This is a genomic window from Sphingomonas japonica (assembly GCF_006346325.1).
GTDB classification, from domain to species: Bacteria; Pseudomonadota; Alphaproteobacteria; order Sphingomonadales; family Sphingomonadaceae; genus Sphingomonas; species Sphingomonas japonica.
This window is the reverse complement of sequence record NZ_VDYR01000003.1, coordinates 17,403-43,757: the sequence shown is the minus strand read 5'-3', so window position 1 is coordinate 43,757 and position 26,355 is coordinate 17,403. Positions and strand designations below refer to the sequence as shown.

27 protein-coding genes are annotated in these 26,355 nt (G+C 66.0%); 16 read left to right on the top strand and 11 right to left on the bottom strand.

The genetic code is table 11. The annotated features are described in order from the left end of the window. Nucleotides 1–54: 54 nt before the first annotated feature. A complete protein-coding gene (locus FHY50_RS13750; RefSeq protein ID WP_140231507.1) occupies nucleotides 55–486 on the top strand; it encodes a hypothetical protein in 432 nt (143 codons plus the stop codon). After that, nucleotides 479–682 carry a helix-turn-helix transcriptional regulator gene (locus FHY50_RS13745; RefSeq protein ID WP_140231506.1) on the top strand — a complete coding sequence of 68 codons (204 nt, stop codon included), beginning with the start codon at nucleotides 479–481 and terminating at the stop codon, nucleotides 680–682. The genes FHY50_RS13750 and FHY50_RS13745 overlap by 8 nt, the downstream gene beginning before the upstream one ends. A 32-nt stretch (nucleotides 683–714) precedes the next feature. Here FHY50_RS13745 and FHY50_RS13740 read toward each other — a convergent pair whose 3' ends face one another. After that, nucleotides 715–2,043, bottom strand: coding sequence for a hemolysin family protein (locus tag FHY50_RS13740; protein WP_140231505.1), 1,329 nt, complete (start codon nucleotides 2,041–2,043; stop codon nucleotides 715–717). A gap of 150 nt (nucleotides 2,044–2,193) precedes the next feature. On the opposite strand from FHY50_RS13740, the gene FHY50_RS13735 reads away from it, so the two are divergent. Next, complete coding sequence (locus tag FHY50_RS13735; RefSeq protein WP_166745455.1) at nucleotides 2,194–2,877, top strand: YiaD family glycine zipper/OmpA-like lipoprotein; 684 nt, start codon at nucleotides 2,194–2,196, stop codon at nucleotides 2,875–2,877. Between the two features lie 12 nt (nucleotides 2,878–2,889). On the opposite strand, the gene FHY50_RS13730 is transcribed toward FHY50_RS13735, so the two are convergent. Beyond that, the gene (locus tag FHY50_RS13730) at nucleotides 2,890–3,318 is read right to left on the bottom strand and encodes a nucleoside deaminase (protein WP_140231570.1); all 429 of its coding nucleotides are present in this window, start codon (nucleotides 3,316–3,318) and stop codon (nucleotides 2,890–2,892) included. A 34-nt stretch (nucleotides 3,319–3,352) separates the two neighbouring features. Further along, on the bottom strand, nucleotides 3,353–3,589 hold the full coding sequence (locus FHY50_RS13725) for a hypothetical protein (RefSeq protein ID WP_140231504.1): 237 nt from the start codon (nucleotides 3,587–3,589) through the stop codon (nucleotides 3,353–3,355). Between the two features lie 170 nt (nucleotides 3,590–3,759). Between FHY50_RS13725 and rpmB the strand changes: the two genes are divergently transcribed. The 5 genes from rpmB (at nucleotide 3,760) to msrB (ending at nucleotide 8,116) form a co-directional block, all read left to right on the top strand. Then, the gene (gene rpmB, locus FHY50_RS13720) at nucleotides 3,760–4,050 is read left to right on the top strand and encodes a 50S ribosomal protein L28 (RefSeq protein ID WP_140231503.1); all 291 of its coding nucleotides are present in this window, start codon (nucleotides 3,760–3,762) and stop codon (nucleotides 4,048–4,050) included. A 49-nt stretch (nucleotides 4,051–4,099) separates the two neighbouring features. After that, nucleotides 4,100–5,020: an ABC transporter ATP-binding protein gene (locus FHY50_RS13715; protein WP_140231502.1), complete on the top strand. Its 921-nt coding sequence runs from the start codon at nucleotides 4,100–4,102 to the stop codon at nucleotides 5,018–5,020. Then, nucleotides 5,017–6,282, top strand: coding sequence for an ABC transporter permease (locus tag FHY50_RS13710; protein ID WP_140231501.1), 1,266 nt, complete (start codon nucleotides 5,017–5,019; stop codon nucleotides 6,280–6,282). Before FHY50_RS13715 ends, FHY50_RS13710 begins: the two co-directional genes overlap by 4 nt. A gap of 29 nt (nucleotides 6,283–6,311) precedes the next feature. Further along, the gene (locus FHY50_RS13705; protein ID WP_140231500.1) at nucleotides 6,312–7,550 is read left to right on the top strand and encodes a cytochrome P450; all 1,239 of its coding nucleotides are present in this window, start codon (nucleotides 6,312–6,314) and stop codon (nucleotides 7,548–7,550) included. Between the two features lie 95 nt (nucleotides 7,551–7,645). Next, entirely contained in the window at nucleotides 7,646–8,116 is a 471-nt protein-coding gene (gene msrB, locus FHY50_RS13700) for a peptide-methionine (R)-S-oxide reductase MsrB (protein ID WP_140231499.1), read from the top strand. An 18-nt stretch (nucleotides 8,117–8,134) separates the two neighbouring features. Here the strand turns inward: msrB and FHY50_RS13695 are convergent, their stop codons facing one another. Then, the gene (locus FHY50_RS13695) at nucleotides 8,135–8,680 is read right to left on the bottom strand and encodes a CHAP domain-containing protein (RefSeq protein ID WP_140231498.1); all 546 of its coding nucleotides are present in this window, start codon (nucleotides 8,678–8,680) and stop codon (nucleotides 8,135–8,137) included. 159 nt (nucleotides 8,681–8,839) lie between these two features. Here FHY50_RS13695 and FHY50_RS13690 point away from each other — a divergent pair, with 159 nt between their 5' ends. After that, on the top strand, nucleotides 8,840–9,325 hold the full coding sequence (locus FHY50_RS13690; RefSeq protein WP_140231497.1) for a hypothetical protein: 486 nt from the start codon (nucleotides 8,840–8,842) through the stop codon (nucleotides 9,323–9,325). Between the two features lie 199 nt (nucleotides 9,326–9,524). Beyond that, the gene (locus FHY50_RS13685; protein ID WP_140231496.1) at nucleotides 9,525–10,076 is read left to right on the top strand and encodes a transcription elongation factor Spt5; all 552 of its coding nucleotides are present in this window, start codon (nucleotides 9,525–9,527) and stop codon (nucleotides 10,074–10,076) included. A 10-nt stretch (nucleotides 10,077–10,086) separates the two neighbouring features. Here the strand turns inward: FHY50_RS13685 and FHY50_RS13680 are convergent, their stop codons facing one another. Then, a complete protein-coding gene (locus FHY50_RS13680) occupies nucleotides 10,087–10,827 on the bottom strand; it encodes an extensin-like domain-containing protein (RefSeq protein WP_420030892.1) in 741 nt (246 codons plus the stop codon). Beyond that, nucleotides 10,824–11,579, bottom strand: a complete 756-nt coding sequence (locus FHY50_RS13675; protein WP_140231495.1) for an NUDIX hydrolase — start codon at nucleotides 11,577–11,579, stop codon at nucleotides 10,824–10,826. Before FHY50_RS13675 ends, FHY50_RS13680 begins: the two co-directional genes overlap by 4 nt. A 105-nt stretch (nucleotides 11,580–11,684) precedes the next feature. On the opposite strand from FHY50_RS13675, the gene FHY50_RS13670 reads away from it, so the two are divergent. Next, on the top strand, nucleotides 11,685–12,221 hold the full coding sequence (locus FHY50_RS13670) for a superoxide dismutase family protein (protein ID WP_337250280.1): 537 nt from the start codon (nucleotides 11,685–11,687) through the stop codon (nucleotides 12,219–12,221). Nucleotides 12,222–12,228: 7 nt separating this feature from the next. Here the strand turns inward: FHY50_RS13670 and FHY50_RS13665 are convergent, their stop codons facing one another. Beyond that, nucleotides 12,229–12,447, bottom strand: coding sequence for a hypothetical protein (locus FHY50_RS13665; protein ID WP_140231494.1), 219 nt, complete (start codon nucleotides 12,445–12,447; stop codon nucleotides 12,229–12,231). Nucleotides 12,448–12,683: 236 nt separating this feature from the next. On the opposite strand from FHY50_RS13665, the gene FHY50_RS13660 reads away from it, so the two are divergent. Continuing rightward, on the top strand, nucleotides 12,684–13,109 hold the full coding sequence (locus FHY50_RS13660) for a response regulator (protein ID WP_243846651.1): 426 nt from the start codon (nucleotides 12,684–12,686) through the stop codon (nucleotides 13,107–13,109). On the opposite strand, the gene FHY50_RS13655 is transcribed toward FHY50_RS13660, so the two are convergent. Continuing rightward, a complete protein-coding gene (locus FHY50_RS13655) occupies nucleotides 13,084–14,625 on the bottom strand; it encodes a PAS domain-containing protein (protein ID WP_140231493.1) in 1,542 nt (513 codons plus the stop codon). The genes FHY50_RS13660 and FHY50_RS13655 overlap by 26 nt on opposite strands. A 319-nt stretch (nucleotides 14,626–14,944) precedes the next feature. On the opposite strand from FHY50_RS13655, the gene acnA reads away from it, so the two are divergent. After that, on the top strand, nucleotides 14,945–17,614 hold the full coding sequence (acnA, locus tag FHY50_RS13650) for an aconitate hydratase AcnA (protein WP_140231492.1): 2,670 nt from the start codon (nucleotides 14,945–14,947) through the stop codon (nucleotides 17,612–17,614). A gap of 118 nt (nucleotides 17,615–17,732) precedes the next feature. On the opposite strand, the gene FHY50_RS13645 is transcribed toward acnA, so the two are convergent. Further along, nucleotides 17,733–19,136 (bottom strand): amino acid permease, encoded by a 1,404-nt coding sequence (locus tag FHY50_RS13645; protein ID WP_140231491.1) that lies wholly within the window; start codon nucleotides 19,134–19,136, stop codon nucleotides 17,733–17,735. Nucleotides 19,137–19,212: 76 nt separating this feature from the next. Next, a complete protein-coding gene (gene mtnP, locus FHY50_RS13640; protein WP_140231566.1) occupies nucleotides 19,213–20,079 on the bottom strand; it encodes an S-methyl-5'-thioadenosine phosphorylase in 867 nt (288 codons plus the stop codon). Nucleotides 20,080–20,144: 65 nt separating this feature from the next. On the opposite strand from mtnP, the gene FHY50_RS13635 reads away from it, so the two are divergent. Both FHY50_RS13635 and FHY50_RS13630 read left to right on the top strand, forming a co-directional pair. Then, nucleotides 20,145–20,564: a DUF2147 domain-containing protein gene (locus FHY50_RS13635; RefSeq protein ID WP_244935380.1), complete on the top strand. Its 420-nt coding sequence runs from the start codon at nucleotides 20,145–20,147 to the stop codon at nucleotides 20,562–20,564. 70 nt (nucleotides 20,565–20,634) lie between these two features. Then, the gene (locus FHY50_RS13630) at nucleotides 20,635–22,998 is read left to right on the top strand and encodes a hydrolase (protein ID WP_140231490.1); all 2,364 of its coding nucleotides are present in this window, start codon (nucleotides 20,635–20,637) and stop codon (nucleotides 22,996–22,998) included. 14 nt (nucleotides 22,999–23,012) lie between these two features. Here the strand turns inward: FHY50_RS13630 and FHY50_RS13625 are convergent, their stop codons facing one another. After that, nucleotides 23,013–24,893, bottom strand: a complete 1,881-nt coding sequence (locus FHY50_RS13625) for a CocE/NonD family hydrolase (RefSeq protein ID WP_140231489.1) — start codon at nucleotides 24,891–24,893, stop codon at nucleotides 23,013–23,015. A gap of 110 nt (nucleotides 24,894–25,003) precedes the next feature. On the opposite strand from FHY50_RS13625, the gene FHY50_RS13620 reads away from it, so the two are divergent. Further along, nucleotides 25,004–26,341, top strand: coding sequence for an MFS transporter (locus tag FHY50_RS13620; protein WP_166745454.1), 1,338 nt, complete (start codon nucleotides 25,004–25,006; stop codon nucleotides 26,339–26,341). The last annotated feature ends 14 nt before the right edge of the window (nucleotides 26,342–26,355 follow it).

The window sequence follows — 26,355 nt, the reverse complement described above, 5'->3', positions numbered from 1 at the left end:
TGACAATGTAACTTGTAGGTTACATGTAACCTTTGGGTTACAAGGAGCCAATGCATGTCCCGTACCGTCGAACAAGCCGATATCGCGGCGCGAAGCCGCGCAACCTACGCACCCTTTGCCGGTGTCGCCCTGCTTTCGGTACAGCAATGGCTGTTCTTCAGCCGCGAATGGAACGACGTCGGCGCGCTGCAACTGGGCGCCTGGCTGGTGCTCGCGATCCTCGCGCTGCTCTTCCTGATGACCGGCGGGATGTGGTTCAGATCGGCGCAAGTGCGTGCGCTTGCGAACGACGAGACGACCGAGCGCAGCCGTCAGGTCGCAATCAAGGCAGGGTTCCTCTCGGCGCTGGTCACCGCACTGATCGTGTTCGCGGTCTCGCCGTTCGAGCCGCTGTCGGCACAGCGCGCCGCGCATATCATTTGCTCGCTCGGCCTGGGCATCGCGCTGGTGGTGTTCGGGATCGAGGAGCGCCGCCACCTTGGCTGAGGCGCTGCACAATCGCGTGCGCGAACTGCGCGAAGCGCGGGGCTGGACGCAACTTGACCTGGCTGAGCAGATGGGGGTCAGCCGCAAGACGGTGAACACGATCGAGAACGGCATCTTCGTGCCATCGACGATCGTGTCGCTCAAGATGGCGCGCGCTCTGAAGCAGCCGCTTGAGACGATCTTCTGGCTGCCCTGAACCGCGGATTCGTCCGCGGCAAGGCTGCGCAGCTATTCCTCGTCGCGCTCCGCGGTCCGCTTGATCTGCGTCACCAGCAGCTTGTCGATCTTGCGGCCGTCCATATCGACGATCTCGAACCGCCAGCCCTGCTCCAGGAAGTTCTCGCCTTCCTCGGGCAGGTGCTTGAGCACCGCCAGCACCAGCCCCGCGACCGTTGCGTAATCGCGATCTTCGGGCAGGTCGATGCCGATACGTTCGGCGAGATTGTCGGCCGGCATCTGTCCCGACACCAGCAGCGACCCGTCCTGACGCTCGACGACATAGGGCTGGTCGTGCGCATCGACGTCCGATGCGAATTCGCCGGCGATCGCGGCGAGCAGGTTGGCGGGGGTGACGATTCCTTCGAAATGGCCATATTCGTCGTGCACGAAGCCCATCGGCACTTCGGCCTTGCGCAGCGCGCCGAGCGCATCCATCGCATCGACCTGATCGGGCAGCACCGGCGCTTCGCGGCACAAGGTACGCAGGTCGAGCGTGTCGCCGCGGACCAGCGCGGCGACGATGTCGCGCGCCTGGACCACGCCCAGAACGGCATCAATCGACCCCTCGGCGACGACCAGCCGGGTATGCTGGGTTTCGAGAAGCGCCGCGCGGATCGCCTGGGCGCTCAGATCGACGTCGAGCCAGTCGACCTCGGTGCGCGGCGTCATCACTTCGCGCACCGGCCGGTCAGCAAGACGAACCACGCCCGAGATAATCGTGCGTTCATGCTCCTCGATCACGCCCGATCGCATCGCTTCGGACGCGATCAGGTGCAGTTCTTCGGCGGTCACGCGATTTTCCGATTCGCGTTTCATGCCGAGCAGGCGGAATACCAGAGCGCTGGTTCCGTCGAGCAGCCAGACCAGCGGCGCGGTGACCTTCGAAAGTCCGTACATCGGCAGCGCGATCAGCGCCGCGATGGGCTCGGGAGAACGCAAGGCGAATTGCTTGGGGACGAGTTCGCCGATGATCAGCGAGGCATAGGTGGTCAGCGCGATCACCAGTCCGAACCCGGCCGTGTCCGAGATGTCCGCCGGAACCCCCAGAAGTGCCAGCCGCTCGCCCACCGGCTCGCCAAGGCTCGCCCCCGAATAGGCGCCGGCGAGGATACCGATCAGGGTGATGCCGATCTGAACCGTCGACAGAAACTTGCCGGGGTCGCTCGCCAGACGGAGCGCCATCGAGGCGCCCTTGCTCCCGCCCTTCGCCAGCGAATCGAGCCGCGCCTGCCGAGCCGACACGATCGCCAGCTCCGACATCGCAAAGACGCCGTTGAGCGCGATCAGCGCGAGGATGATCGCAACGTCAATCCAGGGGAAGGGAGAGGGCGCGTCCATGCCGGTTGCCCGCCCTTTAGCCGCACTCCTGACGATTTCACAACCGCTGCGTCATCCGCTGTTCAATTCGACTGCGGAACAAGCCGCGCGGGCGGGGGTTTCCGGCAGGTGATCGTGCCGGTCGGAACCGGATAAAGAGGAGGAACAGATATGAATTTGACATCCAAACTGCTGATGAGCGGCGCTCTCGGCGCGCTCGTGCTGACTAGCGCATGTGTGACCGACCCGGTGACCGGCGAGCGCCAGATCTCGAAGGCTGCGATCGGCGGCATCGGCGGCGCGCTCGGCGGCTATCTGCTCGGCGACCTCGTCGGCGGACGCCGCGACCGTACCGAGAAGATCCTGGGCGCCGGCATCGGCGGCCTCGCCGGGGCCGGTATCGGAGCATATATGGACAAGCAGGAGCGCGAACTGCGCCAGCGCACCGCAGGTACCGACATCGACGTGGTGCGTCAGGGCGACGACCTGCTGCTCAACATGCCGGCCGGCATCACCTTTGCGTATGACAGCGCCAATATCGAACCGCGTTTCCAGTCGACGCTCGATCAGGTGGCGCAGGTGCTGTCGCAATATAACCAGACCTATGTCGATGTGTACGGCCATACCGATTCGACCGGCAGCGATGCGTATAACCAGGGCCTGTCCGAGCGCCGCGCATCGTCGGTCGCCAACTATCTGACCAGCCGCGGCGTCTCCTCGGCTCGTCTGGGCACGCGCGGTTTCGGCGAAACCCAGCCGGTCGCGTCGAACGACACCGAGGCAGGGCGCGCCGAGAACCGCCGCGTCGAGATCAAGCTGGTGCCGATCAACCAGGAAGAACTCGGCTATCAGTAAGCGACGCCAGCATCACCGGCGTGCGGCGAAGAAGCGGCGGAGCAGTTCGCCGGCTGCCATTGCGCCGATGCCGGAATAGAGTTCGGGGCGGTGATGGCAGGTCGGCTGGGTAAACCAGCGCGGACCATGCTCCACCGCCCCGCCCTTTTCGTCCGACGCTCCATAATAGAGCCGAGCGATTCGCGCGTGGCTGATCGCGGCAGCGCACATCGCGCACGGCTCGAGCGTCACCCACAGATCGCATCCTTCGAGCCGGTCGCTGCCGAGCGCGCGCGCGGCTGCCCGGATCGCGACGATCTCGGCATGGGCGGTCGGGTCGCGGCGCTCGCGCGGGGCATTGGCAGCGGTGGCGACGATGGCGTTTCCGCGCATGATGACCGCTCCGACAGGAACTTCCCCGCGATCGGCAGCCAAGCGAGCGGCATCGAGCGCCGCACGCATCGGCGGCGGCAGGGGAAATCCCGGCAAGCGGCGACTATTGCGCGGGTGCCGGGGCCGGATCGGCGGGAGCCGGATCGGCCTTCTCGACTTCGATCGTCGGCACTTCGATGGTGCGGTTCGACGTTCCGACGTCGATGCGCCCGACATCGGCCTTGAACTCGGGAGGCGTGATCGATGCCTGCTGCGTCTGTTCGAGGCTGACGAATCCCAGCGACATCAGGACGACGAGAACGAGCGCGGCGAGGCCGAGCAGCACCAGGATCGCACGCATTGTCATTCTCCCTGTCGGTTCACTTGCGAAATAACGCCTTATGCCCCATCCGGGTTGCACTGCAACGGCGAGCATGCGCGGGGGCGGAGTTGACTGCGACGGCGGTTCTCGCTAACGGCACCGACTTTCCGGGGCAATTTCCCCTGCACTGAAATCAGGAAGCCATAGCGATGTCGCGCATTTGCGAGCTGACCGGCAAGGGCCGGCAGGTGGGCCACAATGTTTCCCACGCCAACAACAAGACCAAGCGCACCTTTCTGCCCAACCTGCAGAATGTCACGCTGATGTCGGAAGCACTCGAAAAGAGCGTCAAGCTGCGCGTGTCGACCAATGGCCTGCGTTCGGTCGAGCATGTCGGCGGGCTCGACAACTGGCTGCTCAAGACCAAGAGCGAGAAGCTCTCGCTGCGCGCGCGCCGCCTGAAGCGCGAGATCAGCAAGAAGGTCGCGACCGCGGCCTGATCCGACGCTGGCCCATCGCCCTCAAGTCGCGATCCGAACGGAGGGTGAAGTGGTTTCTGCGGCGCCAGCGCTGACCGCGACCGGGCTGGTCAAGCGCTTCGGCGACCGGGTGGTCGTCGATGGGGTGGAAATCTCGGTTCCCGCCGGCGCGATCTACGGCGTTCTCGGTCCCAACGGCGCCGGCAAGACGACGACGCTGCGGATGCTGCTCGGCATCATCGAGCCCGACGCCGGCAGCCGTACGCTGCTCGGCCACACCTCCCCCCGCGACGCCAGCGATCAGGTCGGCTACCTGCCCGAGGAGCGCGGCCTCTATCCCGGCATGAAGGCACGCGAGGCCATCGCGTTTCTTGGCGCACTGCGTGGGCTCGACTGGGCGACCGGGCGCAAGCGTGCCGTGGTGCTGCTCGAGGAAGCCGGTCTCGGCCACGCGGTCGATCAAAAGATCCGCAAACTGTCGAAGGGCATGGCGCAGCTTGTGCAATTGCTCGGATCGGTGGTCCACGAGCCCGAATTCCTGGTCCTCGACGAGCCCTTTTCGGGGCTCGATCCGGTCAACCAGGAACGCCTCGAAGCGCTGATCCTGCAGCAGCGCGACCGCGGCGCGACGATCCTTTTCTCGACCCACGTCATGGCGCATGCCGAACGGCTGTGCGATCGCCTCACCATCATTGCCGGCGGAAAATGCCGGTTCGAAGGGACCGTCGGCGATGCCCGGGCGATGCTGCCGATGCGTGCGCATTATGTGCCCGACCATGATCGCCCGGGCTTGGCCGCGCTGCTTCCTGCCGATGCCGAGCACAAGGATGACGGCTGGTGGTTCACGGTGCCCGGCGCCGGGATCGAACCGCTGATCCTGCGCCTTATCGAAGCCGGACACGGCATCGCCGGACTGTCGATCGAGCGGCCGCGCCTCCACGACGCATTCGTCAAGATCGTCGGGCGCGATGCGATCGAGGCGGCGGCATGAGCGGCACCCGACGCATGGTGCGCCAGACGCTGACGATCGCGCGCCGTGACTTCATCGCCACCGTATTCACGCCGACCTTCCTCATCTTCCTGCTCGCGCCGCTGATCATGCTCAGCTTCGGCGCGATCGGCGGCATCGGCGCCTCGACCATGTCCAAGTCGTCGGAGCGTAAGGAAGTACTGGTGGTAATCGCGCCGCCCGCCGACAGCGCGGCGCTGGTCGCTGCCGACCGCCGCCTTCGCGCCATCTTCAACGACCAGATCGCCCCTGCGGCGATTCGCATCGACGCGCCGAGCGGCGATCCGGCGGCGCAGGCGCGCGGCCTGTTCGACGCCCGCGACGTCGACGTCACCGCGGTCATGATCGCCCCGCTCGACCGCCCGCGCGTGCTGTACAGCGACGGTGCGCTCAAGGCGCGCTATCTGGCCGCGCTTGCCGAGCAGGTTCAGCGCGACCGCCGCATCGACAATGCCGGGCGGACTTTCTCGCAAGCGACGCTGACCCCGACCGAACGCGCCACCACCTCGATCGGCGGGCAGGGGCAAGCCGCGTTCCTGACGGTGTTCGGCCTGTTCTTCCTGACGCTCCTGCTCGCCGGCCAGGCCGTCGGCACGCTTGCCGAGGAACGCTCGAACAAGGTGATCGAAGTCCTCGCCGCCGCGGTCCCGCTGGAAAGCGTGTTCCTGGGCAAGCTCATCGGGATGTTCGGCGTCGCGCTGCTGTTCCTCGGCTTCTGGGGGACGATCGTCCTCAATGTCGGACAGCTCCTGCCCGGCGAAGCGACGCAGGCGCTGTCCTCGATCGGCCCCGCGATCGGCTGGCCGGCGTTCGCTGCGCTGTTCATCGCCTATTTCACCATGGCGTACATGCTGCTCGGCGCGGTGTTCCTGGGCATAGGTGCGCAGGCATCGACGCCGCGCGAATTGCAGATGCTCTCGCTGCCGATCACGATCTTCCAGGTGGCGATGTTCGGACTGTCGTCGGCCGCTGCGTCGCAGCCCGGCAGCTGGCTGGCTTTCGGCGCCGAGCTGTTTCCGTTCAGCTCGCCCTTTGCCATGGGCGCCCGCGCCGCCAATTCGCCCGAGCTATGGCCCCACCTTGCCGCGCTCGCGTGGCAATTGCTGTGGGTGGCGATCAGCGTGTCGATCGGCGCCCGCGCATTCCGCCGCGGCGTGCTGCAATCGGCCGGGCCCAAGTTCCGGTGGACCGGGCTGTTCCGTCGCTCCGCAACCACGCGCGATATTGACACCCTTGTCAGTTAAGGCATGCTGCTCCCCAAGGGAGAGGTAGCATGGCCACGTTGGCACCGTCCGCAGCGAAGACCGGAACCGTCGATCCGCTCGACGTCAGTCGCGCCGAACTCTATCGCGATGACACCTGGCACGCCCCGTTTGCGGAAATCCGCGCCAAGGGCGGCATCCACTACACCGCCGACTCGGATTACGGCCCCTATTGGTCGGTCGCTTCCTACAAGCCGCTGGTCGAGGTCGAATCGCTCCCCGATCTCTATTCGTCCGAAGCTGCCGGCATCACCATCGCCGACTTCAAAGAAGGCGTCGACGTCAAGATGCCGATGTTCATCGCGATGGACCGGCCCAAGCACACCGGCCAGCGCCGCACGGTCGCTCCCGCCTTCACGCCCAGCGAGATGACGCGGATGACGCAGAATATTCGCGATCGTACCGCCGACATCCTCGATACGCTTCCGATCGGCGAGCGCTTCGATTGGGTCGACACCGTCTCGATCGAACTGACCACGCAGATGCTGGCGATCCTGTTCGACTTTCCGTGGGAGGACCGCCGCAAGCTGACCTTCTGGTCCGACTGGGCCGGCGACATCGAACTCGTCAAGAACGACGAACTGCGCCAGCAGCGGCTGATGCACATGTTCGAATGCGGCGCCTATTTCAAGAATCTGTGGGACGGCAAGATCGGCAAGGAGCCGACTCCCGACCTCATTTCGATGATGATCCATTCCGACGCGATGGCAGAGATGGATCAGATGGAATTCATCGGCAACCTCATCCTGCTGATCGTCGGCGGCAACGACACCACGCGCAATTCGATGACCGCGTTCGCCTATGGGCTCGACCAGTTTCCCGACGAGCGCGCCAAGCTCGAAGCCGATCCGTCGCTGATCCACAATACGGTGCAGGAAATCATCCGCTGGCAGACCCCGCTCAGCCACATGCGCCGCACCGCCACGCAGGATACCGATCTGCAGGGACATGCGATCAAGGCCGGCGACAAGGTCGCTTTGTGGTACGTCTCGGCCAATCGCGACGAGAGCGTGTTCGAGGATGCCGACATGATCCGCGTCGATCGTCCCAATGCGCGCCGACACCTGGCGTTCGGCCACGGCATCCACCGCTGCGTCGGGGCGCGCCTCGCCGAACTCCAGATCAGCCTACTGCTTGAGGAAATGGCCAAGCGCCGATTGCGTATCAACGTCGCGGGCGAGCCCGAACGGGTCGCCGCGTGTTTCGTCCACGGCTACCGTTCGCTGCCGGTCGAACTGAGCCGATATTGAACCGACACGGTTCAGCTTTCGTTCGGAGGCGTGCCGGCAGGTAACCCGATCGGCGTTTCAGGCGTATCTTGCCTGAGCCCCGAATGGAGATTCCCATGCGTACCACCCGACGCCATCTGCTTGCCGCCGCCGGCTTCACCCCGATCGCACTCGCGATGCCGCACGTCGCGTCGGCGCAGGCGCGGCTTTCGCTGTCCGAGGCCGAGTGGCGCAAACGGCTGACCCCCCAGCAATTCTACGTGCTTCGCGAGGAGGGTACCGAACGCCCCTACTCGTCGCCGCTCAACAAGGAGAAGCGCGCCGGCATCTTCTCCTGTGCCGGCTGCACGCTGCCGCTGTTCCTGTCGTCGACCAAGTTCGAGAGCGGCACCGGCTGGCCCAGCTTCTACGATGTCCGGGCCAATGCGGTGACGCTCAAGCCCGACCGGTCGATGCTGTTCGAGCGCACCGAAGTCGAATGCCGGCGCTGCGGAGGGCATCTGGGCCATGTTTTCGACGATGGGCCCAAGCCGACCGGCAAGCGCTACTGCATGAACGGCGTGGCGATGACCTTCACGCCCGCGTGACGCCGCCCGATAGCCCGTTTACTCCGGCATCGGCATGGCTTCGCCCATCGGCGCGGGAACTGCGGTGGCGATGATCAGCGGGGCGAGTTCGCCCTCGTCATCGGTTGGTGCGCCGTCGCCATAGATGAAGCCGTTGGCGGGATTGGCGCTGGTGCCCAGATCGCCGATCGGCCCATACCACACTCGCACCGAAGACCAGTCACCGGCATCCGACACGTCGACCGCGCGAACGTCGCGCTCGATCCCGCCGCGGCGCGACCAGTTGGCGTGGGTCAACAGCACTTCGCGATCGCTGACGATGCGCGACACCATCGCGACATGCCCCAGCCGCATCCGCGACGAGGACTTGAACGACAATACTGCACCGACCTTTGGAATATTGCCGCGCTCATAGCGACCGGCAGCCTGGCTCCACCAGGTATTTGCGTTGCCGAAGATCTTCACGCTGGAGATTTCCCGCGCATACGGCGCACATTGCCAGGACCGCGCCTGGGCCGGAGCCAATGTCATCAGGCAAAGCGATAGCGCCAGCGCGAAGCGCGCCGTCAGCGTCCGGAATGTCATGCGACCCCCCAAGGTCCCCGTTGTCCTGACATCTTGCTAGCCGCGGCGTTCATGTGCGGGAAAGCTGCAAGCGTTCGGTCGCGCAATCTTTCCGATGAACCGAGCAACCTTTCGCGATCCAGCGTGATAGCCGGCATTTCGTCGCGCAAAGCCATCGCTTTGACGGACCTGCCCCGCTATCTGGTGGCGATGCTCAACCACCCTCTTCGCGCCTTGCTCGGCACTGTGCTTCTGCTCGCCGGTTGCGACGTCGATCCGCCCAATCGCAATACGCTCGACACGGCGGATGTGAGCGCCACAGCGCTTGATCCCGGAACGGTTGCGGTACGAATCGGGGAGAGCGGTCCGGCGTTCGACGCCTGCGCGATCCGCGCCGTCGTCACCGAAGCCGGCGATGCCACGGTGCCTGTCCGTGCGGCACCGTTCGACGAGGGTGGGGAAACTGTCCGTGTAGCCAACGGCACCCGGCTATATGTCTGTACGCGATCGATCGACCAGCGCTGGTTGGGCGTGGTCGTCGTCCCGGGCACGGAGAGCACGGACGATTGCGGGCTCCAGGCCAGGGTAGAGCGTCCGCGCAGCTATGACGGGCCGTGTATATCCGGCTGGGTCCCGCGCGCGTTGGTCCGGCTTACCGCCAACTGAGTGACGAGTGCACGATAGTTGCGCAAATATCGCAGCTTGCGTCCTTATTGTGCAGTTCAATCACTTGGCCGCAAGCGATGTTGCAACGCAGCCATTGCTGTGATTCCTTGCTGAACGGCACCCGACGACCATGTTCAGCGATCCGTTAACCATCGCCGTGCATGATGAACGGTGTCGAATTAGCGGTGGGGTGAAAATCATGGGTGCTCGCATGAAACCGGCCGAAGGCGCGATGACGCTTTCCGAGATGAAGGAATTTGCGGGCTTTCCCGCAGCAACCCAGCGTTATGTGCGCCGGTCGCTCGACGTTGGCCTCGATCGCGAAGATGCGATGGCGCGCTGGTCGCGCGACATCGTCGAAGCCGCCAGCATTCGCGCGCAGGCTCGCATGTACGACCGACTTCCCGAAGTCCGTGCGCTGGTTCCCGATGATAGCGGCTTGGATGCGATCGAGCCGTTCCTCGCGCCCCTGGTAACGGTCAGCGCGTTCGACCTGGGCCAAGGTCGCCTTACCAGCTTCCAGGCCTATCGCTTCCTGTACGAGCGACTGGTCGGTGCAGAGGTTCGGCCGTGGCTGCCCGCGGCCTTCTGCGCCGCCGCCGCGCTGCCGCACCTTCATCCCGAATTGCGCCGCCAGTTGCTGCAGTCGATCAGCGAGGCGGCAGCGACCGCCGCGGGTTGGTCGAACCGGCAGCCCAGCTTCTATCCGGCGTGGGTGGAAAAGGTCGATTCCGCGGCGCTGCCGAACTGATCGGCCGGTTTCAGCGGCACACGCTCCACCGCATCGCGCCGCGTTTTGCGTGGTCGAGGTGGAGATGGTCGCGATGCGCCGCGTTATAGTCGGGGGAAAGCGTCGTCGCGAACAGGTCGCAAGCGCCGTCGCGCACCGCATGCAGGAACGCCGCCTGGTCGGCTTCCTCGCCGTCAGCGTCCCAGTCCCCCGCCACCGTTATACGGGTGCCGTCGGCCAGGATGAATCCGGCGATATCGACCGCATCGGCGGTGGCATGCTCGCTCCACGCACCGGCATCGCGGCCATATAGGCGGCGGCAATTGTAGCTCCCGAAATGCTCGACCGACCGGACGCGTTGCCCGAGCCATCGCTGCGCCGCCGGCTGCACGACGTTCCATTCCCACATCGCGAGCGACGCCGCCACCGGGCAGGATACGCCAAGGCCGGGCGGAGCGAACCGCAGGCGCCGCGAGCCGCCAGTGTCGAGCCGCACGCCGTCGGCATAGCCGCACTGCGCCTCGCTGCCGACCGGCGCCAGCGCTGTATAAGCGACCCCGGCGCGGTCGAGCAGCCTTCGGCACTGCCGAAAATCGCCGGTCAATGCGGTGAGCTTCGCCGCGGTGAACATGCCCACCGGCTGGCCAAGGTCGAGATCGGTCCACGGCAGATCCTGCGGCCGATTCTTCGCCGCCGCGTAGAGCAGAAAGGCCGCGCCGATCAGGAAGGCGGCGATGACGCCCGCCCCTACCGCTTGCCGGATCGCCTTCACGCGCGGCGAACCGCGTCCAGCCGCTCGGCAGTGATCGGATAGCCTAGGCCTTCGGGAATGCACAGGAAGCGGTCACCGCCGCGCTCCTCGATCCACGGCGTCACCGTCGTCACCGGGCAGGCAGCGGCATCGACCAGTGCCGCATCGACGTTGGCGAACCGCGCCAGTCGCTCGAGGTTGCGACGCGTAGGAAAGATGATCTCGCAGCGGCCGGCATCGGCGTCGTCGAGTATCGCCTGAGCGCTGGCCCAGATCAGCCGCACATTCTCGCCGCCGTCGACCCGGGCTTGCGGGGCATCTACCGGCGCCCTGGCGATGTAGAAACTCGTGTCGAATATTCGGTGCGCCACCCCCTTGGGCAGCCAGCGGGCAAATGGCGTCAACGCCGCCGGATCGATCGAAACCCCACGGGAATCGAGCGCATCGCCGATCGCTACGCCGCCATAGACGTCGCTGCCAAGCGCCCGGATCGCAGGCGCATCCAGCGGGCGCGACAGGCCGATCGCGATCCCGGCCTCCTCGATCGTCTCGCGGATCGCGGCGATCCGCGCGGCGATATCGTCAGCGTCGCCGCCGAAGCGCTGTGCCAACGTGCGATCCGCCGTATCGACCCGTCCACCTGGGAAAACCAGCGCTCCTCCGGCGAATGCCATCGCCTGCGCGCGTTCGACCATCGCAATTTCGGGTGGACCGGTCGGCACGTCGCGCATCACGATCAGCGTCGCCGCGGCAATGGCAGGCAAGTCGGGCATCGCTATCGATCTAGGGTCGAGCGGACGCGAGGGGAAGCGGCGTCACGATGGAACAGGATGCGCGCCCGCTCATTCCCCCTGCACAGCAATTTCGGGAGAAACACCGTGCAGACACGTTCGATGACCATCGCAATCGCCGGATCGGCGCTCGCCCTGTCGGCCTGTGCGCCAATGGACGAGCCGATGGTAGGTGCGCCTGCCGAACGCGTCGCGACCGCCGAATTGCGCACCGCGACCAACGCCAATGTCGGCACCGCGACGGCGACGGCGATGGCCGACGGCATTCAGATCGTCGTGGAAGGCATGGGCATGCCGCCCGGCCCGCATGGCGCGCATGTCCACACCACTGGCCGCTGCGACGCACCCGGATTTGAAAGCGCAGGCGGGCATTGGAACCCGACGACGATGCAGCATGGCGCCCAGAACCCCGCCGGGCCGCATGCCGGCGACATGCCGAATCTGGACGTCGCCAGCGATGGCGCAGCGACGCTGACCTTCACCCTGCCGTCGGGAACGATGGAGGGTCTGCTCGACGGCGACGGATCGGCGATGATGGTCCACGCCGGACCCGACGACATGAAGACCGATCCGTCGGGTAATAGCGGCAGCCGCATCGCCTGCGGCGTGTTTCGCGAGACGTAAGTCCGGCTCAGGGATCGACGAACAGCCGCGCCGCCATCTCGACCTTGGCGCGCGCCGATTGATCGGCTTCTCGATAGGCACGCCCCGCCGCCGCCAGCGCTGCGAAATCGCCGCGTTCGGCGGCGTCGCTGCATTCCAGCAGCAGCGTACCGCGCAGGCGATCCTCGGCGGCGATGCGCTCGCCCAGCGCGGGCAGCAGGGGAATGACCGTTGTCGATCCGGTCAAGGCGCCCGCCCCATATTCCCGTCCACTCCCCGTTCGATGGTCATTACCGTTCCCTTTGCGCTGCACGATAGCCGGGTGCTCGGCGTTGCCATCACGAAAAGAGCGTTACCGCTCTATTTACGGCTGTCCGCCAGCGTTGGCACGGATCGGGGAACGGTGTAAGGTCGGCTTGGGAACCGCACAGGCGCTCATGCATTCGAAGGCAACCGCTGTTCATATCCGGTCGATTTGGAACCATGATGTCGTGCGATGCCACACCCCGCTCCGAGCATACGATCCTGATCGTCGAGGATGAGATTTTCGTAGCGATGGATATCGAGCGCATCCTTGGCGAGGCAGGATATCGCGTTATCGCAATCGCCGCCGACCAGCAGGAAGCGATAACGCACGGCGAGGACGCGCGGATCGCGTTCGTCGACATCAACCTGCGCGACGGGCCGACCGGCCCGGCGATCGCTTGCGCGCTGGCGGGCAAGGGGACGCGGGTGATCTACGTCACCGCCAATCCCCAGCAGATCGAACCCCGTGCAGAGACCGCGATCGGCTATATCCGCAAGCCTTTCAGCGATACCGCAATCCTGTCGGCGGCGGAGATCGCCGCTGCCGGCACCCCTCTCGCCACTCCGGCCGAGGGCGTCATCCTTTTCGCTTCCGGGTCATAGCCATCAGCGGGATGCGCGCCACAACGACAAGGCCCTCCGGGCGCCAGTCACGCGTCACCGAACCGCCCAGCTGACGATCGATGCTGAGTTCGATCAGTCGGCTGCCGAACCCCTGACTTGCCGGGACGGCGACCGCCGGCCCCCCGACTTCTGTCCAATTGAACACCACCGCCGCATCTTCCACGGCGACGTGAAGACCGACGACGCCGTCGGGTGTCGATAAGGCGCCGTATTTGGCTGCGTTGGTGGCGAGTTCGTGGAACAGCAAGGCGAGCGGCGTCGCCGACTGATCGTCGATTTCGGGATCATCGCCGGTAATGGAGATTCGCCGAAGACCCGGCGTCTGATACGCCGCAAGCAATTCTGCCAGCATACCGTGGAGGCTCGACTGCGGCGCGGCCGGTCGCGAAGCCTCGCTGTGCGGGCGGACGAAATCATGCGCGCGGCCGAGCGCCATCACACGGTCGCGCAGCGTGTCCGCGACCGGCTTGAACTGCGGATGCTCGCGCGTCGAAAATCCGATCAGACCGCCGATAACCGAAAAGATGTTCTTGATCCGGTGGCTCAGTTCGTGCGCGACAATCTCGCGCTGGTCGGACGCCAATTTGTGCTCGTGGATATCGGTACAGGTGCCGAACCAGCGGATGATCGCGCCGTTGTCGTCGCGAATCGGGAGCGCCCGGCCCAACACCCAACGGTACTGGCCGTGCGCGTCGCGCAGCCGATATTCAATGTCGTAATCGTCGCCGCTGGCGAGGCATTCGCGCCAGCGCGTCCAGGCGCGATCGCGGTCGTCGGGATGGAACATGCCATGCCATTCGTCGCCGTCGGTCGAACCCGGCGTCATTCCGGTGAATTCATACCAGCGCGCATTATAGTAATCGTGCGAGCCGTCCGCTGTCGTCGACCACACCATCTGCGGCATGGTGTCAGCCAGCACCCGAAAGCGCGCAGCCTGATCGTCGCGTTCGTCGCGGAAGCGATCGGCGGCGATGCGTTGCTCGCGCTCGCCGCGCCGCGCCGCGATGAGCGTGGTCACATTCTGCGCCAGGACGGTGAGCGCCTGGTGCTGCAGCGGCGTCAGCGAATGGGGTTCGAACCCTAACACGCACAGCGATCCGATCGCCGTTCCGTCCACCTGCAACGGCACACCGGCATAAAAGCGGATGTTGAGTTCCCCGGTGACCAGCGGATTGTCGGCAAAGCGCGGATCGGTAGTCGCGTCGCGCACTTCCATCAGCCCGTCGCCGCGAATTGCGTGAGTGCAAAAGCTGATGTCGCGAGGCGTTCCGGTAAGGTCGGTACCGGTCCGCGCGAGGAAATGCTGATCGGCGGCGTCGATCGTGGTGATGAGCCCTACCGGAACCCCGGACAGCGCCGCCGCGAGATCGGTGATCGCCGTCAACCGCGGATCGTCGGTGAGCCCGGCGAGATCATCGCCGCGAACGATCTGCAGCCGCCTGACCTCGGCATCGTCGGAAACCGTTGCGGTCGGCGAAACTACCTGAAGCGTCATGCGGTATCCTGAAATGGGGGACGGCTGCGCCGCCGCAATGGCGCAAGTGAATTGGCAGCCATGGTCAACGCTTCACCCTGTGGGCGGTTCATTCGCGTCATGCAACGATCCTCGCAAACCGAGATCTCGCTGGGCCGGTCGCGATTGCGATGCGCATTGCTTCATTTGTCGATCCGGCCTCGATCCCGCCACTCGCCCTTTCCCAACCCCGGCGCGCTTGCTACAGCCCCGACGAATCTCGCATCTGCAGCGAAACCGGAGCGCCGCGCGGCTCGATGCCGCCTCCCCGCCGCATCGGTTGCACAAGAAAGGTCTTCGCATGACGGCAATCGGCCAGGACACGCTCGGTACCCGCGACACGCTCGACGTCGGCGGTACATCCTATGGCTTTTACTCGCTGGCCAAGGCGGCGGAAAAGCTCGGCGACATCAGCCGCTTGCCATTTTCGATGAAGGTCCTCCTCGAAAACATGCTGCGCTTCGAGGACGGCGTGACGGTCACGCCCGAGGATGCGCAGGCGCTGGTCGACTGGCAGAAGGATGCCCGCTCGGACCGCGAAATCCAGTACCGCCCGGCGCGAGTGCTGATGCAGGATTTCACCGGCGTGCCCTGCGTCGTCGATCTCGCCGCGATGCGCGACGCGATCACCCGGCTGGGCGGCGACCCGGCCAAGATCAATCCGCAGGTACCGGTCCACCTCGTCATCGACCACAGCGTGATGGTCGACGAATTCGGCACGCCCAAGGCCGCCGAGGCCAATGTCGATCTTGAATATCAGCGCAACATCGAACGCTACGAGTTCCTGAAATGGGGATCGAAGGCGCTGGACGATTTCGCGGTGGTGCCGCCGGGTACCGGCATCTGCCATCAGGTGAACCTCGAATATATCGGCCGCGGCGTGTGGTCCTCCGATGCGCCCGACGGGTCGAAGGTCGCCTATCCCGACACGCTGGTCGGCACCGACAGCCATACGACGATGATCAACGGCCTGGGCGTGCTCGGCTGGGGCGTCGGCGGCATCGAGGCGGAGGCGGCGATGCTCGGCCAGCCGGTGTCGATGCTGATCCCCGAGGTCGTCGGCTTCAAGCTGACGGGGCGCTTGCGGGAGGGTATTACCGCCACCGATCTGGTGCTGACCGTGACGCAGATGCTTCGCGCGCGCGGCGTGGTCGGGCGGTTCGTGGAATTCTACGGTCCCGGCCTTGCCGGCATGAGCCTCGCCGATCGCGCGACGATCGCCAACATGGCGCCCGAATATGGCGCAACCTGCGGCTTCTTCCCGATCGACGACAAGACGCTCGATTATATGCGCCTGACCGGCCGTCCCGAGGAGGATGTCGCGCTGGTCGAGGCCTATTGCCGTGCGCAGGGCATGTGGCGGCTGGACGACGTGCCGGACCCGATCTTCACCGACACCCTCGAACTCGACATGGGCAGCGTCGAGGCCAGCCTGGCCGGACCCAAGCGCCCGCAGGATCGGGTCGCGCTGGGCAAGGTCGATGACGTGTTCAACGGCGACCTAGCCAGCGTCTACAAGAAGTCGGCACCGGCGCGCGTCAATGTCGAGGGCCGCGATCACGACATCGGCGACGGCGACGTCGTGATCGCCGCGATCACCAGCTGTACCAACACGTCCAACCCGTCCGTCCTGGTCGCGGCGGGGCTGGTCGCGCGCAAGGCCCGCGCACTCGGGCTCAAGCCCAAGCCTTGGGTCAAGACGTCGCTGGCGCCGGGTAGCCAGGTCGTCACCGATTATCTCACCAAGGCCGGACTGACCGAGGATCTCGATGCGCTCGGCTTCAACCTGGTCGGCTATGGCTGCACCACCTGTATCGGCAATTCCGGCCCGCTCGCCGAGCCGATCAGCAAGGCGATCAACGGCAACGATATCGTCGCGGCCTCGGTCCTGTCGGGCAACCGCAATTTCGAGGGCCGCGTATCGGCCGACGTGCGCGCCAATTTTCTCGCAAGCCCTCCGCTGGTCGTCGCCTATGCGCTCAAGGGCACGGTGACGCAGGACATGGTCGAGACGCCGCTGGGCGAGGGCACGGACGGCCCGGTATATCTGAGGGACGTGTGGCCGACCAACGAAGAGGTCGCCGCCACCGTTGCTGCCAATATCGACGACGGCATGTTTCGTGCGCGTTATGGCGACGTCTATCTCGGCGACGGGCATTGGCAGGCGATCGGCGTCGAAGGGTCGGACACCTATCAATGGCGTGCGGGATCGACCTACATCGCCAACCCGCCCTATTTCGAAGGGATGACGATGACGCCGGCACCGACCGCAGACATCATCGAGGCGAAGCCGCTGGCGATCCTGGGTGACAGCATCACCACCGACCACATCTCCCCGGCGGGCAGCATCAAGGCGGATTCGCCTGCGGGCAGGTTCCTGCAGGAGCATCAGGTCAGCCGCGCCGACTTCAACTCCTATGGCGCGCGGCGCGGCAATCACGAGGTGATGATGCGCGGCACCTTCGCCAATATCCGCATCAAGAACGAAATGGTGCCGGGCGTCGAGGGCGGCATGACCCGCTATGCCGGCGAAATCATGCCGATCTATGACGCGGCGATGCGGCACAAGGCCGACGGCACCCCGCTCGTCATCGTCGCGGGCAAGGAATATGGCACCGGATCGTCGCGCGACTGGGCGGCCAAGGGCACCAACCTGCTCGGCGTCCGGGCCGTGATCGTCGAGAGCTTCGAGCGTATCCACCGCTCGAACCTGGTCGGGATGGGCGTGCTGCCGCTGCAGTTCGTCGATGGGGTGACCCGTCAGACGCTCAAGCTCGACGGATCGGAGACCTTCACGATCCACGGCGTCGCCGACATCAAGCCGCGCCAGCCGGTCGAAGTCACCCTCACCCGCGCCGACGGTTCGAGCGAGAAGTTCCTGACCCGGTGCCGGATCGATACCGTCAACGAGCTGGAATATTTCCTCAACGGCGGGATCCTGCAGTACGTATTGCGCAAGCTCGCGGCATAAGGGTGCGGGCAGCGCCAGAAGGCCGGGAGGCACTTGCCTCCCGGTAGGGACGACGCTGCCCGTTCCTGACGGGGGCCGCCCGGTCTAGGCGAACGAAGACGCCCGCCTGCCGCCTTTGTTACCCTGCTGCGATGGCTCGCTGCCGACCGTACAGGAAATATACCGCCAGCCCCGCCACATTCCAGATTCCGAACCACAATTGCGTCTGCGTGGGCAGGCTGAAGAACAGATAGGCGCAGCCAAGGATCGCCACGCCCCCGACCAGCCAGGGCGCGGGGGTACGAAACGGGCGCGGAGTATCCGGAGCGCGGCGGCGCAGGATCAGCATGCAAAGCGCCACGGCGCTGAACGCCGCCAGCGTCCCGGCGTTGGCCAATGCGGCAAGCTCGCCCAGCGGCACGATCCCGGCCAGCACCGCGACGATCGCGGCGGTGAACAGGGTGATCCTGACCGGCGTCCCCCGCGACGACACCTTGGCCAGCGATGCTGGAAGCATGCCGTCGCGCGCCATGGTGAAGAAAATCCGGCTCTGGCCATAGAAGAACGCCAGAATCACCGTCGGCAGTGCGATCACAGCCGAGGCCGCCAGATACTGCGCTGCCAGCGGCTGCCCCAGTTCGCGCAGGATAAGTGCCAGCGGCTCGGGGCTGTCGGCGAAGCGGGTATAGCTGATCGCGCCGATCGCCGCGGCGGCAACTGCCATATAGATCACGACGCACGCGACCATCGACCCGACGATACCGATCTTGAGGTCGCGATCGGGATTGCGCGTTTCCTCCGCCGCGGTCGCGATCGCGTCGAATCCGTAAAAGGCGAAGAAGATGATCGCCGCGGCCGCCATCACTCCGCGCTCGACGCCATCGGGGCCAAGGCTCTTGGGAAAGCCATAGGGGCTGAACGGTTCGAAATTGGTGGCATCGAAATACGGAAACGTGACCGCGACGAACACGATCAGCGCCGCAATCTTGACCAGCACCAGGATCGCATTGACCGTGGCACTTTCGCGTGTGCCCAGCATCAGCATGCCCGCGACGACACCGATGATCGCGATCGCCGGCAGGTTGACGATCCCGCCTAGTTCGGGTCCCTGCATCAGAGCCATCGGCACCCCCGCCCACTGGCCGAGCAGCGGCGCGGCATAGCCGGACCATCCGACCGCGACGGCGCTGACCACCAGCGTATATTCGAGGATCAGGCTCCATCCGATGATCCACGCCACCAATTCGCCGATCACCACGTAGCTGTAGGTATAGGCGCTGCCCGACGCCGGGATCACCGTCGCCATCTCCGCATAGGCAAGCGCCGCGCAGGCGCAGATCAGTCCCGCGACCGCGAACGACACGATCACGGCCGGCCCCGCCTTGTCGGCACCGACGCCGATCAGCGTCAGGATGCCCGTCCCGACGATCGCGCCGACCCCGAGCGCCATCAGATGCGGCCAGCTGAGCGTCCGCGCGAGCACATGTTCGCCCTCCCGCGGTTCGGTGACGATCGGTTTGCGGCGGAACAGGCTGCTGGTCATCGATTTCCCCTTCCCCTCGCCTGATAGGGAGCCGATCGGGGTCAGGGCAACCCGTTGCGACGTGCGGCCTGCCGCTTCATCGCCGGTGCCCCATCACCGCATCGAGCGTGGCCAGCAATTCCGGGTCGCGCGACGATGGCGCGGTGATCAACGCGCTGTTGAGGCAGCTGTCGATCGGGCTCGGCTCGCGCGTTCGCGGCAAGGAGCGCAGAAGATTGACCACCATCGCGCGCGCCTTGGCGGCGTTTGCGCCAAGCTGCGCGATCACCTGTGCGACATCGACGGCGTCTTCGCCTTCGCGCCAGCAATCATAATCGGTCACCATCCCGACCAGCGCGTAGGGCAGCTGAGCCTCACGCGCGAGCCGCGCCTCGGGCATCGCCGTCATGCCGATCACGTCGCAGCCCCACTGGCGATACAGGTTGCTCTCGGCACGCGTCGAGAATTGCGGGCCTTCCATCGCGAGATACGTGCCGCCGCGATGCACCTGCGCGCCGGCAGCCTCGGCGGCATCGCCTGCCAAGCGCGACAATCGCGGGCAGACCGGATCGGCCAACGAAACATGCGCGACCATGCCGGTTCCGAAGAAACTCGGCGGCCGCCCCCTGGTCCGGTCGATGAACTGATCGGCGATGGTGAAACTCCCGGGCGGTCGCGCTTCCGCGAGACTGCCAACCGACGACACCGCCAGGATGTCGGTGACGCCCAGCCGCTTCAGCGCGTCGATATTCGCCCGCGCGTTGATCTCGCCCGGCGCGATGCGATGGCCGCGGCCGTGACGCGGCAGGAACACGACGGAAACGTGACCGACCCGGCCCGTGAACAAGGCGTCGGACGGCGCGCCCCAGGGCGTTGCCACCTCGATCCATTGGCCGTCCTCAATCCCGTCGACAGCGTAGAGACCGGAACCGCCGATGATCCCGATCGTCCAGCCGCCGCCCATTCGGCCCTTGTCGCGCATCGGCTCCTCCTGCATCGTGCCGCTGGAGCTGCGTTAGGAGATTGGCCGTGCGGTTGAAAGCGATGGGCGCAGCGATCACGCTGTTGGCCACTTCGGGCATGGCCGCCCCCACTCCCGCGCCGGTCACGGGGCGCTGGCTCACCCAGGACAAGGCGGCGCTGATCGCGATCGCGCCGTGCGGGGCGTCTCTGTGCGGCAAGATCGTGCGCGTGCTCAAGGCGCCCAAAGGCGCGCCGACCACCGATGCCAACAATCCCGAACCCGGATTGCGCGCGCGTCCGCTGGTCGGGATCGACATCCTCAGCGGCTTCGCCGCCGCTGGCGACGAGTGGAAAGGCCGCATCTACGACCCCAAGAGCGGCAAGAGCTATCGTTCGGTCCTGAGGCGCGAAGGCACGGGTGCGCTCAGCGTCAAGGGGTGCATCGCTTTCCTGTGCAAGACGCAGCGCTGGACTGCCGCGCGATGACCGGAGCGCCTTAACTGCTTGCTAACCCTGGCCGTCAATAACCCGGACAGAATTGCCAGGGGGACATGGCGTGACCAAGCTGACCATCCGCGCGCATGCGATCGCATCGCTGCTCGACCAGTTGCCGCCCGGGGTGACGACGCTCTCGCTCGACTGTTTCGACACGCTGCTGTGGCGTGACGTCGCGGCGCCGCGCGACGTTTTCGCGGGTATCGACCTGCCGGGCGGTGCCGTCGAACCGCGTATGTGGGCAGAGCGCACCGCGCGCCGCCGCCAGCGCAACCGCGGCAAGGGGATCGAGATCGATCTCGCAACCATCCACCGCACGTTCGATCCCACCGCGAACGCTGAGCAGCAGGCGCGCGCAGTTGCGCACGAATGCGCGCTCGAGGCGCGGCATTGTTTCGGCTTCGCTCCCACCATTGCCCTGATGCGCGCCGCAAAGGAGCGCGGACTTGGCATCGTCATCGTCTCGGACACGTATCTGAGCGAGGCGCAGTTGCGGATGCTGATCGAACAGGCGGCCGGCGCCGACGTGCTGGCGCTGATCGACCGCGTCTTCGTGTCGTCGCAATACCGCGTCGGGAAGACCGCCGGATTGTTCGCGCAGGTGCTGTCCGCACTCGGCATCGATCCGCAGGCGCTGTTCCATGTCGGCGACAACCCCGCCGCAGATCGCGACGCCCCTTCCCGGCTCGGCATCGGCTGCGCGCACCTGATCCAATTCGATCGCGCGAGCGAGCAGCGGCTGCGGCTCGAGGCGGGCGCGGCAGCGATGATCGATCCCGCGGTGCGGATGACGACGCCCGCATGGCAGCGGCATCGCGCAGCCGTGGCGCTGCGCAGCGACGACAGCCCCGCCGCGATGCTCGGTCACGACGTGCTGGGCCCCCTGCTGCACGAGTTCAGCCAGTGGCTGCATGACGAGATCGCGGCGCTGTCGGATGCGCTGGGCAAGCCGGTACGCCCGCTGTTCCTGATGCGCGACGGCTATCTGCCACTAGAGATGTTCCGGGCCGCATTCGGTGCGGACGGTCCGGCGGCGGCGGTCGAGATCAGCCGCATCACCGCCACCCGCGCATCGTTCGTCGATGCCGCCAGCGTGGAGGTGCATGTGATCGACACGCTCGACCGCGTCTCGACCGCGACACTGGCCGACCAGTTGATGCTCACCGCCGCCGAACGCCGCCAGGCGCAAGCGGGCGGCACGCGCGGCGCGTTCCGCAGGGCAGTGCTGGAGCGCAAGCAGGTCGCGCGCATCGTCGCACGATCGCGGCAATTCGCCGATCGCCTGATCGCGCATCTCGCCGCTGCCGGAGTCGAAAACGGCGATGCGGTGATGCTGGTCGATCTGGGATATAACGGTACCGTCCAGAATCTGGTCGCGCCGATGCTGGCCGATCGCATGAAACTGACCGTCGTCGGCCGCTACCTGATGCTACGAGAGGGCGTCGCGTCTGGGCTGGACAAGGCCGGCTTCCTCGACCGCCGCCATTATGAGGCACGCGTGCTCAATGCGCTCAGCGGATCGATCGCGGTGCTCGAACAGCTGTGCACCGTGGCACAGGGTTCGACCACCGACTATCGCAGCGACGGCAGCCCGATCCGCGCGGCAAGCGGGATCAAGGGAGCGCAAAGCACCGTGCGCGACGCCGTGCAGGCCGCGGCAATCGCCTATGTCGCCAACGCCGCGCGCGGTGTGGTCAAGGCCAACGCCGTCCAGGATCGCGACGCCGATCGCCGGTCCGCCGCGGCGGTGCTGGCGCGGTTGATGTTCCTGCCGATCGCCCGCGAGGTCGAACTGCTCGAAGCGTTCGACCACGACGTAAATCTCGGCAGCGACGACGTCGTGCGGCTGCTCGACGGGTCTGCCTCCACCACCGGGCTGCGCAGGCGCGGCCCCGCCTATCTCAACACCACCGATCGGATGTTCGTGCCGGGCGAGCTGCAGCGCCACGGGCTGGCGCTCAACCTGGCGCTGTTCGGGTCGGCGCGACATGCGCTCGACCTGCGCAACGCCGATTTCGAAGGTGCCGGCGTGCCAGTGCCGGTGATGTTGCTCGGATCGAGCGGTCAGCAAAAGCTCGACATCGACGCGCGCCCGACCGCGGACGGATTCTATCGGATGGTTGTGCCGATCGGCACGGGAACGCTGACGCCTGCCGTCCAGCTGGGCGCGCTGTGCGAGTGGGTGCAACTTGGCGACGCGCAGTTCGTGGCGCTGGCGGACCTCGATCGCACCGAGGGCGACGAGATCCGTGCGGAAATCATCGCCGATGGGATGACTGCCGAAAATGGCGGGCTGTATCGCGCAGGTCCCGCCGGCTTCGTTCTGGCGCCGCCCAAGCCGTCGGATCGGCCGATGGCGCTGATCCTGGTGTTCCGCCCCGTCGTCTGGCGCAGCGACAGCGTGGCGGCGGCCGCAGCGGCCTGAGGCGCCGTCCCGCCTTACTCCACCACCGGCAGCTCGATATAGGATGCGGCGTCGCCTGCGTGATGGACGACGTTATTGGCGATCACGCCGATGCTCTCGCTCTCGTTCGGCCCGCCGGTATTGAGGTTGCGTACGAACTTGGGGAAATTGGACGACGTCACCTCGACCCGGATGCGATGCCCCTTCTGAAAGGTGTTGCTGGTGGTGATCGGCGTCGGCGTCAGCGTATAGATCTGCCCGGGGGCCATCATCTGCGGATCGGCGAAACCGTCACGATACCGCGCACGCAGGATCGTGTCGCCCAGGATATAGGCAGTCCCGTCGGGTGCGACATCGACCAGCTTGACCGCGAAATCCGTATCCTTCGCGTCGGACGACACCTTGAGCACCGGCGTCACGAAACCGGTGACGGTGATCGGCGCGGCCAGCGGCTCGGTGGAATAGACCAGCACGTCCTGGCGCGCCTCGATCGCGCGCTGATCATACGCGCCGGGGTTGATGAGGCCGCCATTGCAACAATCCGCGCCGCCGATGGTCTGCACCGGATTCATCGGATCGTAGCGATAGCGGTCGGGCGCTTCCCCAGCGGGGGGAGCCTGCCGCGACAGGCTGCCGTCCCCATAGACGCTGTTGGCGTCGCCGCCCGACCGCAGGTACATCCGCACCGGCTCGGCAGCGCGCGGCGGCCATTGCGCGGCGCTTTCCCATTGATTGCTGCCCATTTCGAAATAGCGGACATGCGGCGTGGTATCTGGAAAGGCGCGCCGGTTGCCCTTGAGCCACCGGTCGAACCAGCTCCACACCTGCGCATCGACATCGAACGACGCGTCGCCCAGATCGCGGTCGCCCGACACGAAATTCGGCCCCAGCCCGGCAAAGGCGCAATGCGTGTTGGGAGCGACGATCGCATATTGGTTGGCGCTCGCTTCCTTGTCGGTCCCCGCCGTGCGGGCATGGTTGAACAATTCGAGGTTCGGCCCGATTGACACGTCGTACCAGCTGTTGACCCACAAGGCCGGAACGCCCCAGCCCATCTCCTGATGATAGAGTCCGCCCTGCTTCCATGCCGGATCGGCAGGGGTGCGGCCGACGAACCGCTCGAACGTGGCAGGCGGCTCGCCAAGATCCCTCAGCAAGTCATCATAAGGCAGATGTTCGATCTGCCGGGCCCAGTTGACCTCCGGCTTCTTGGCATCGAGATCATTATACTGGACCAGCCGCGCCCGCGTCGCCGCATCGAGCCCCTTGGGCAGTTGCGCGCGCAGCGGATTGTCGACGCCGTACAGCCAGATATGGAACAAGGTGCGCGGAACGCCGCCGGTGTACCAGTTGCCGGCCTCGTGGAAACGCCCGACATCGCCGATCCCCGCTCCCGACGCCATGGGTACCATCGCGGCGTGCGCGGGATGGTTCTGCCCTGCCAGTGCCAGCTGCCATTCCGCCGACGACGAACAGCCAAGCGTCCCGACCTTGCCGTTCGACCAGGGCTGCTGCGCGATCCAGCTCAGCGCATCATAGCCGTCGGTCTGCGGCTTTCCGAGGATCTCATACTCTCCTTCGGAAAAATACCGCCCGCGCTCGTTCTGGACGATATAGACGTAGCCGCGGCTGACTGCTTCCAGCGCGCGCCGCGCCGTCGATGCGTTGTTCGCCAGCTCGTTGTACGGCGTTTTCCACAATATGGTCGGCAGCGGCCCATTGGCGCCCTTGGGCCGATAGATATTGGTGGCCAGCCCGACGCCGTCGCGCATCGGCACCATCACCGCGATCTGGCTGTCGGCCTGCTTCGCCAACTCGCGCTGCGCGGCCGTGTCGCTCAACTGCGAATAGGTCTGCGCTACGGCTGCCGCGGGAACCGCGGTTGCGAGCAATGCGGCGAGAAGCGTGCGGATCATCGAGATTGCCCCCTTGTTACAGTATCTCAAGCTGGCGCGCGGACAGGGCCGCTGTCAATCCACGGCTGGCAGCTTTCACTATCGCGGCAAAATGCGCTAGCGCCGCGACGATGGCCACGGCTTCGCACGAATCCCGTCCCGGGCGGATCGAGAAATGGGCGTTCGCCGGAGGCGATTTCGCGTTCAATCTCTATTGGCAGAGCGTTTCGCTCTACCTGCTGTATTTCTACACCGATGTGGTCGGCCTGCCGGTCGCATGGGCCGCGGGGGTCTATGCGGTCGGGCTGATCTGGGACGGCTGCGTCGATCTCGGCATCGGCATTTTCGCCGACCGGCGCAAGGGCGGGCGCGGCGGCTATCGCATCTTCCTAATCGCGGGTGCGGTACCGCTCGGCCTCGCGTTCGTGCTGGTCTATGCTTTGCCGTGGGGCGGCACGGCGTGGTCGGCGCTTGCGATCGTCGCCGTGCACATGCTGTTCCGCAGCTTCTATGCCGCCACCAACGTCCCCTACTCAGCGATGACGGCGCGCATCGCGACCCGGGCCGACGACCGCGCCGAAATCGCCGGCGCGCGCATGTTGTTCGGAACGCTCGCCGGCGTTCTGGTCGCGCTCGTCACTCAGCCGCTGGCGCAGCGCATGGGCGGCGGCATTGGCGGCTTCGCGGGGGTGGCGGCGCTGTTCGCCGGGCTCGCCTGCCTGATCCTGCTGCCGCTGGGGCTCAAGGCTCGCGAGCGCGTCGGCCCGGCCATCACTCCGCCCAAGGCGTTGATCGGGGCGGCCGGCTTCGCGCGCAACCGGGCCTTCGTGACGCTGATGATCGCGATGCTGTCGATGATCGTCGCCACCACCGTGCTCAGCAAATCGATCCTTTATTACTATAAATATGTGATCGGCGACGGCGATGCCGCGCATGTCGGGCTGGCGGCGATGAGCATCGCCGGCGGAGTGGCGATCCCGCTATGGATGCTGGCCGGCAAGCGCGCCGACCCGCGCCGCATCTGGTTCGCCGCCAGTGGGCTGTCGATCGCGGCGCTGCTGGTGTTCGCGATCGCGAACCTTCGCTCGGCTCCGGCAATGCTGGCATTCCTGATCGCGATGCAGTCCGCCATCGTCGGCTTCCACTACGCCTTCTGGGCAATGCTGCCCAACACCGTCGAATTTGGCGAGGCGGCGACGGGCGAACGCCGCGAAGCGACGATGTTCGGGCTGGCGGCGCTGCTCCAGAAGATCGCGATCGGCGCATCGGCAGCATTGTTCGGGCTGCTCTACGATGCGATCGGCTATCATGCGAACATGGTGCAGGCGGCGGATACGATCGACGGCATGCGCTGGATCATGCTCGCCATCCCGATCGCCGGACTGGCGCTGTCGGCGCTGGCAATGGCGCAAAATCCGCTGAAGCGCGGCGTGCATGCCCGCATCGTCGAGGAATTGGGCCGGGACTGAGAACCGGCCCGCGA

Bases quoted from the DNA above. Each gene is read 5' to 3' on its own strand.
- FHY50_RS13750 (WP_140231507.1), top strand. From the start codon at position 55: ATGTCCCGTACCGTCGAACAAGCCGATATCGCGGCGCGAAGCCGCGCA.
- FHY50_RS13740 (WP_140231505.1), bottom strand. From the start codon at position 2,043: ATGGACGCGCCCTCTCCCTTCCCCTGGATTGACGTTGCGATCATCCTC.
- FHY50_RS13735 (WP_166745455.1), top strand. From the start codon at position 2,194: ATGAATTTGACATCCAAACTGCTGATGAGCGGCGCTCTCGGCGCGCTC.
- FHY50_RS13730 (WP_140231570.1), bottom strand. From the start codon at position 3,318: ATGCGTGCGGCGCTCGATGCCGCTCGCTTGGCTGCCGATCGCGGGGAA.
- FHY50_RS13725 (WP_140231504.1), bottom strand. From the start codon at position 3,589: ATGCGTGCGATCCTGGTGCTGCTCGGCCTCGCCGCGCTCGTTCTCGTC.
- rpmB (WP_140231503.1), top strand. From the start codon at position 3,760: ATGTCGCGCATTTGCGAGCTGACCGGCAAGGGCCGGCAGGTGGGCCAC.
- FHY50_RS13710 (WP_140231501.1), top strand. From the start codon at position 5,017: ATGAGCGGCACCCGACGCATGGTGCGCCAGACGCTGACGATCGCGCGC.
- FHY50_RS13705 (WP_140231500.1), top strand. From the start codon at position 6,312: ATGGCCACGTTGGCACCGTCCGCAGCGAAGACCGGAACCGTCGATCCG.
- msrB (WP_140231499.1), top strand. From the start codon at position 7,646: ATGCGTACCACCCGACGCCATCTGCTTGCCGCCGCCGGCTTCACCCCG.
- FHY50_RS13695 (WP_140231498.1), bottom strand. From the start codon at position 8,680: ATGACATTCCGGACGCTGACGGCGCGCTTCGCGCTGGCGCTATCGCTT.
- FHY50_RS13685 (WP_140231496.1), top strand. From the start codon at position 9,525: ATGGGTGCTCGCATGAAACCGGCCGAAGGCGCGATGACGCTTTCCGAG.
- FHY50_RS13675 (WP_140231495.1), bottom strand. From the start codon at position 11,579: ATGCCCGACTTGCCTGCCATTGCCGCGGCGACGCTGATCGTGATGCGC.
- FHY50_RS13660 (WP_243846651.1), top strand. From the start codon at position 12,684: ATGATGTCGTGCGATGCCACACCCCGCTCCGAGCATACGATCCTGATC.
- FHY50_RS13655 (WP_140231493.1), bottom strand. From the start codon at position 14,625: ATGACGCTTCAGGTAGTTTCGCCGACCGCAACGGTTTCCGACGATGCC.
- acnA (WP_140231492.1), top strand. From the start codon at position 14,945: ATGACGGCAATCGGCCAGGACACGCTCGGTACCCGCGACACGCTCGAC.
- FHY50_RS13645 (WP_140231491.1), bottom strand. From the start codon at position 19,136: ATGACCAGCAGCCTGTTCCGCCGCAAACCGATCGTCACCGAACCGCGG.
- mtnP (WP_140231566.1), bottom strand. From the start codon at position 20,079: ATGGGCGGCGGCTGGACGATCGGGATCATCGGCGGTTCCGGTCTCTAC.
- FHY50_RS13625 (WP_140231489.1), bottom strand. From the start codon at position 24,893: ATGATCCGCACGCTTCTCGCCGCATTGCTCGCAACCGCGGTTCCCGCG.
- FHY50_RS13620 (WP_166745454.1), top strand. From the start codon at position 25,004: ATGGCCACGGCTTCGCACGAATCCCGTCCCGGGCGGATCGAGAAATGG.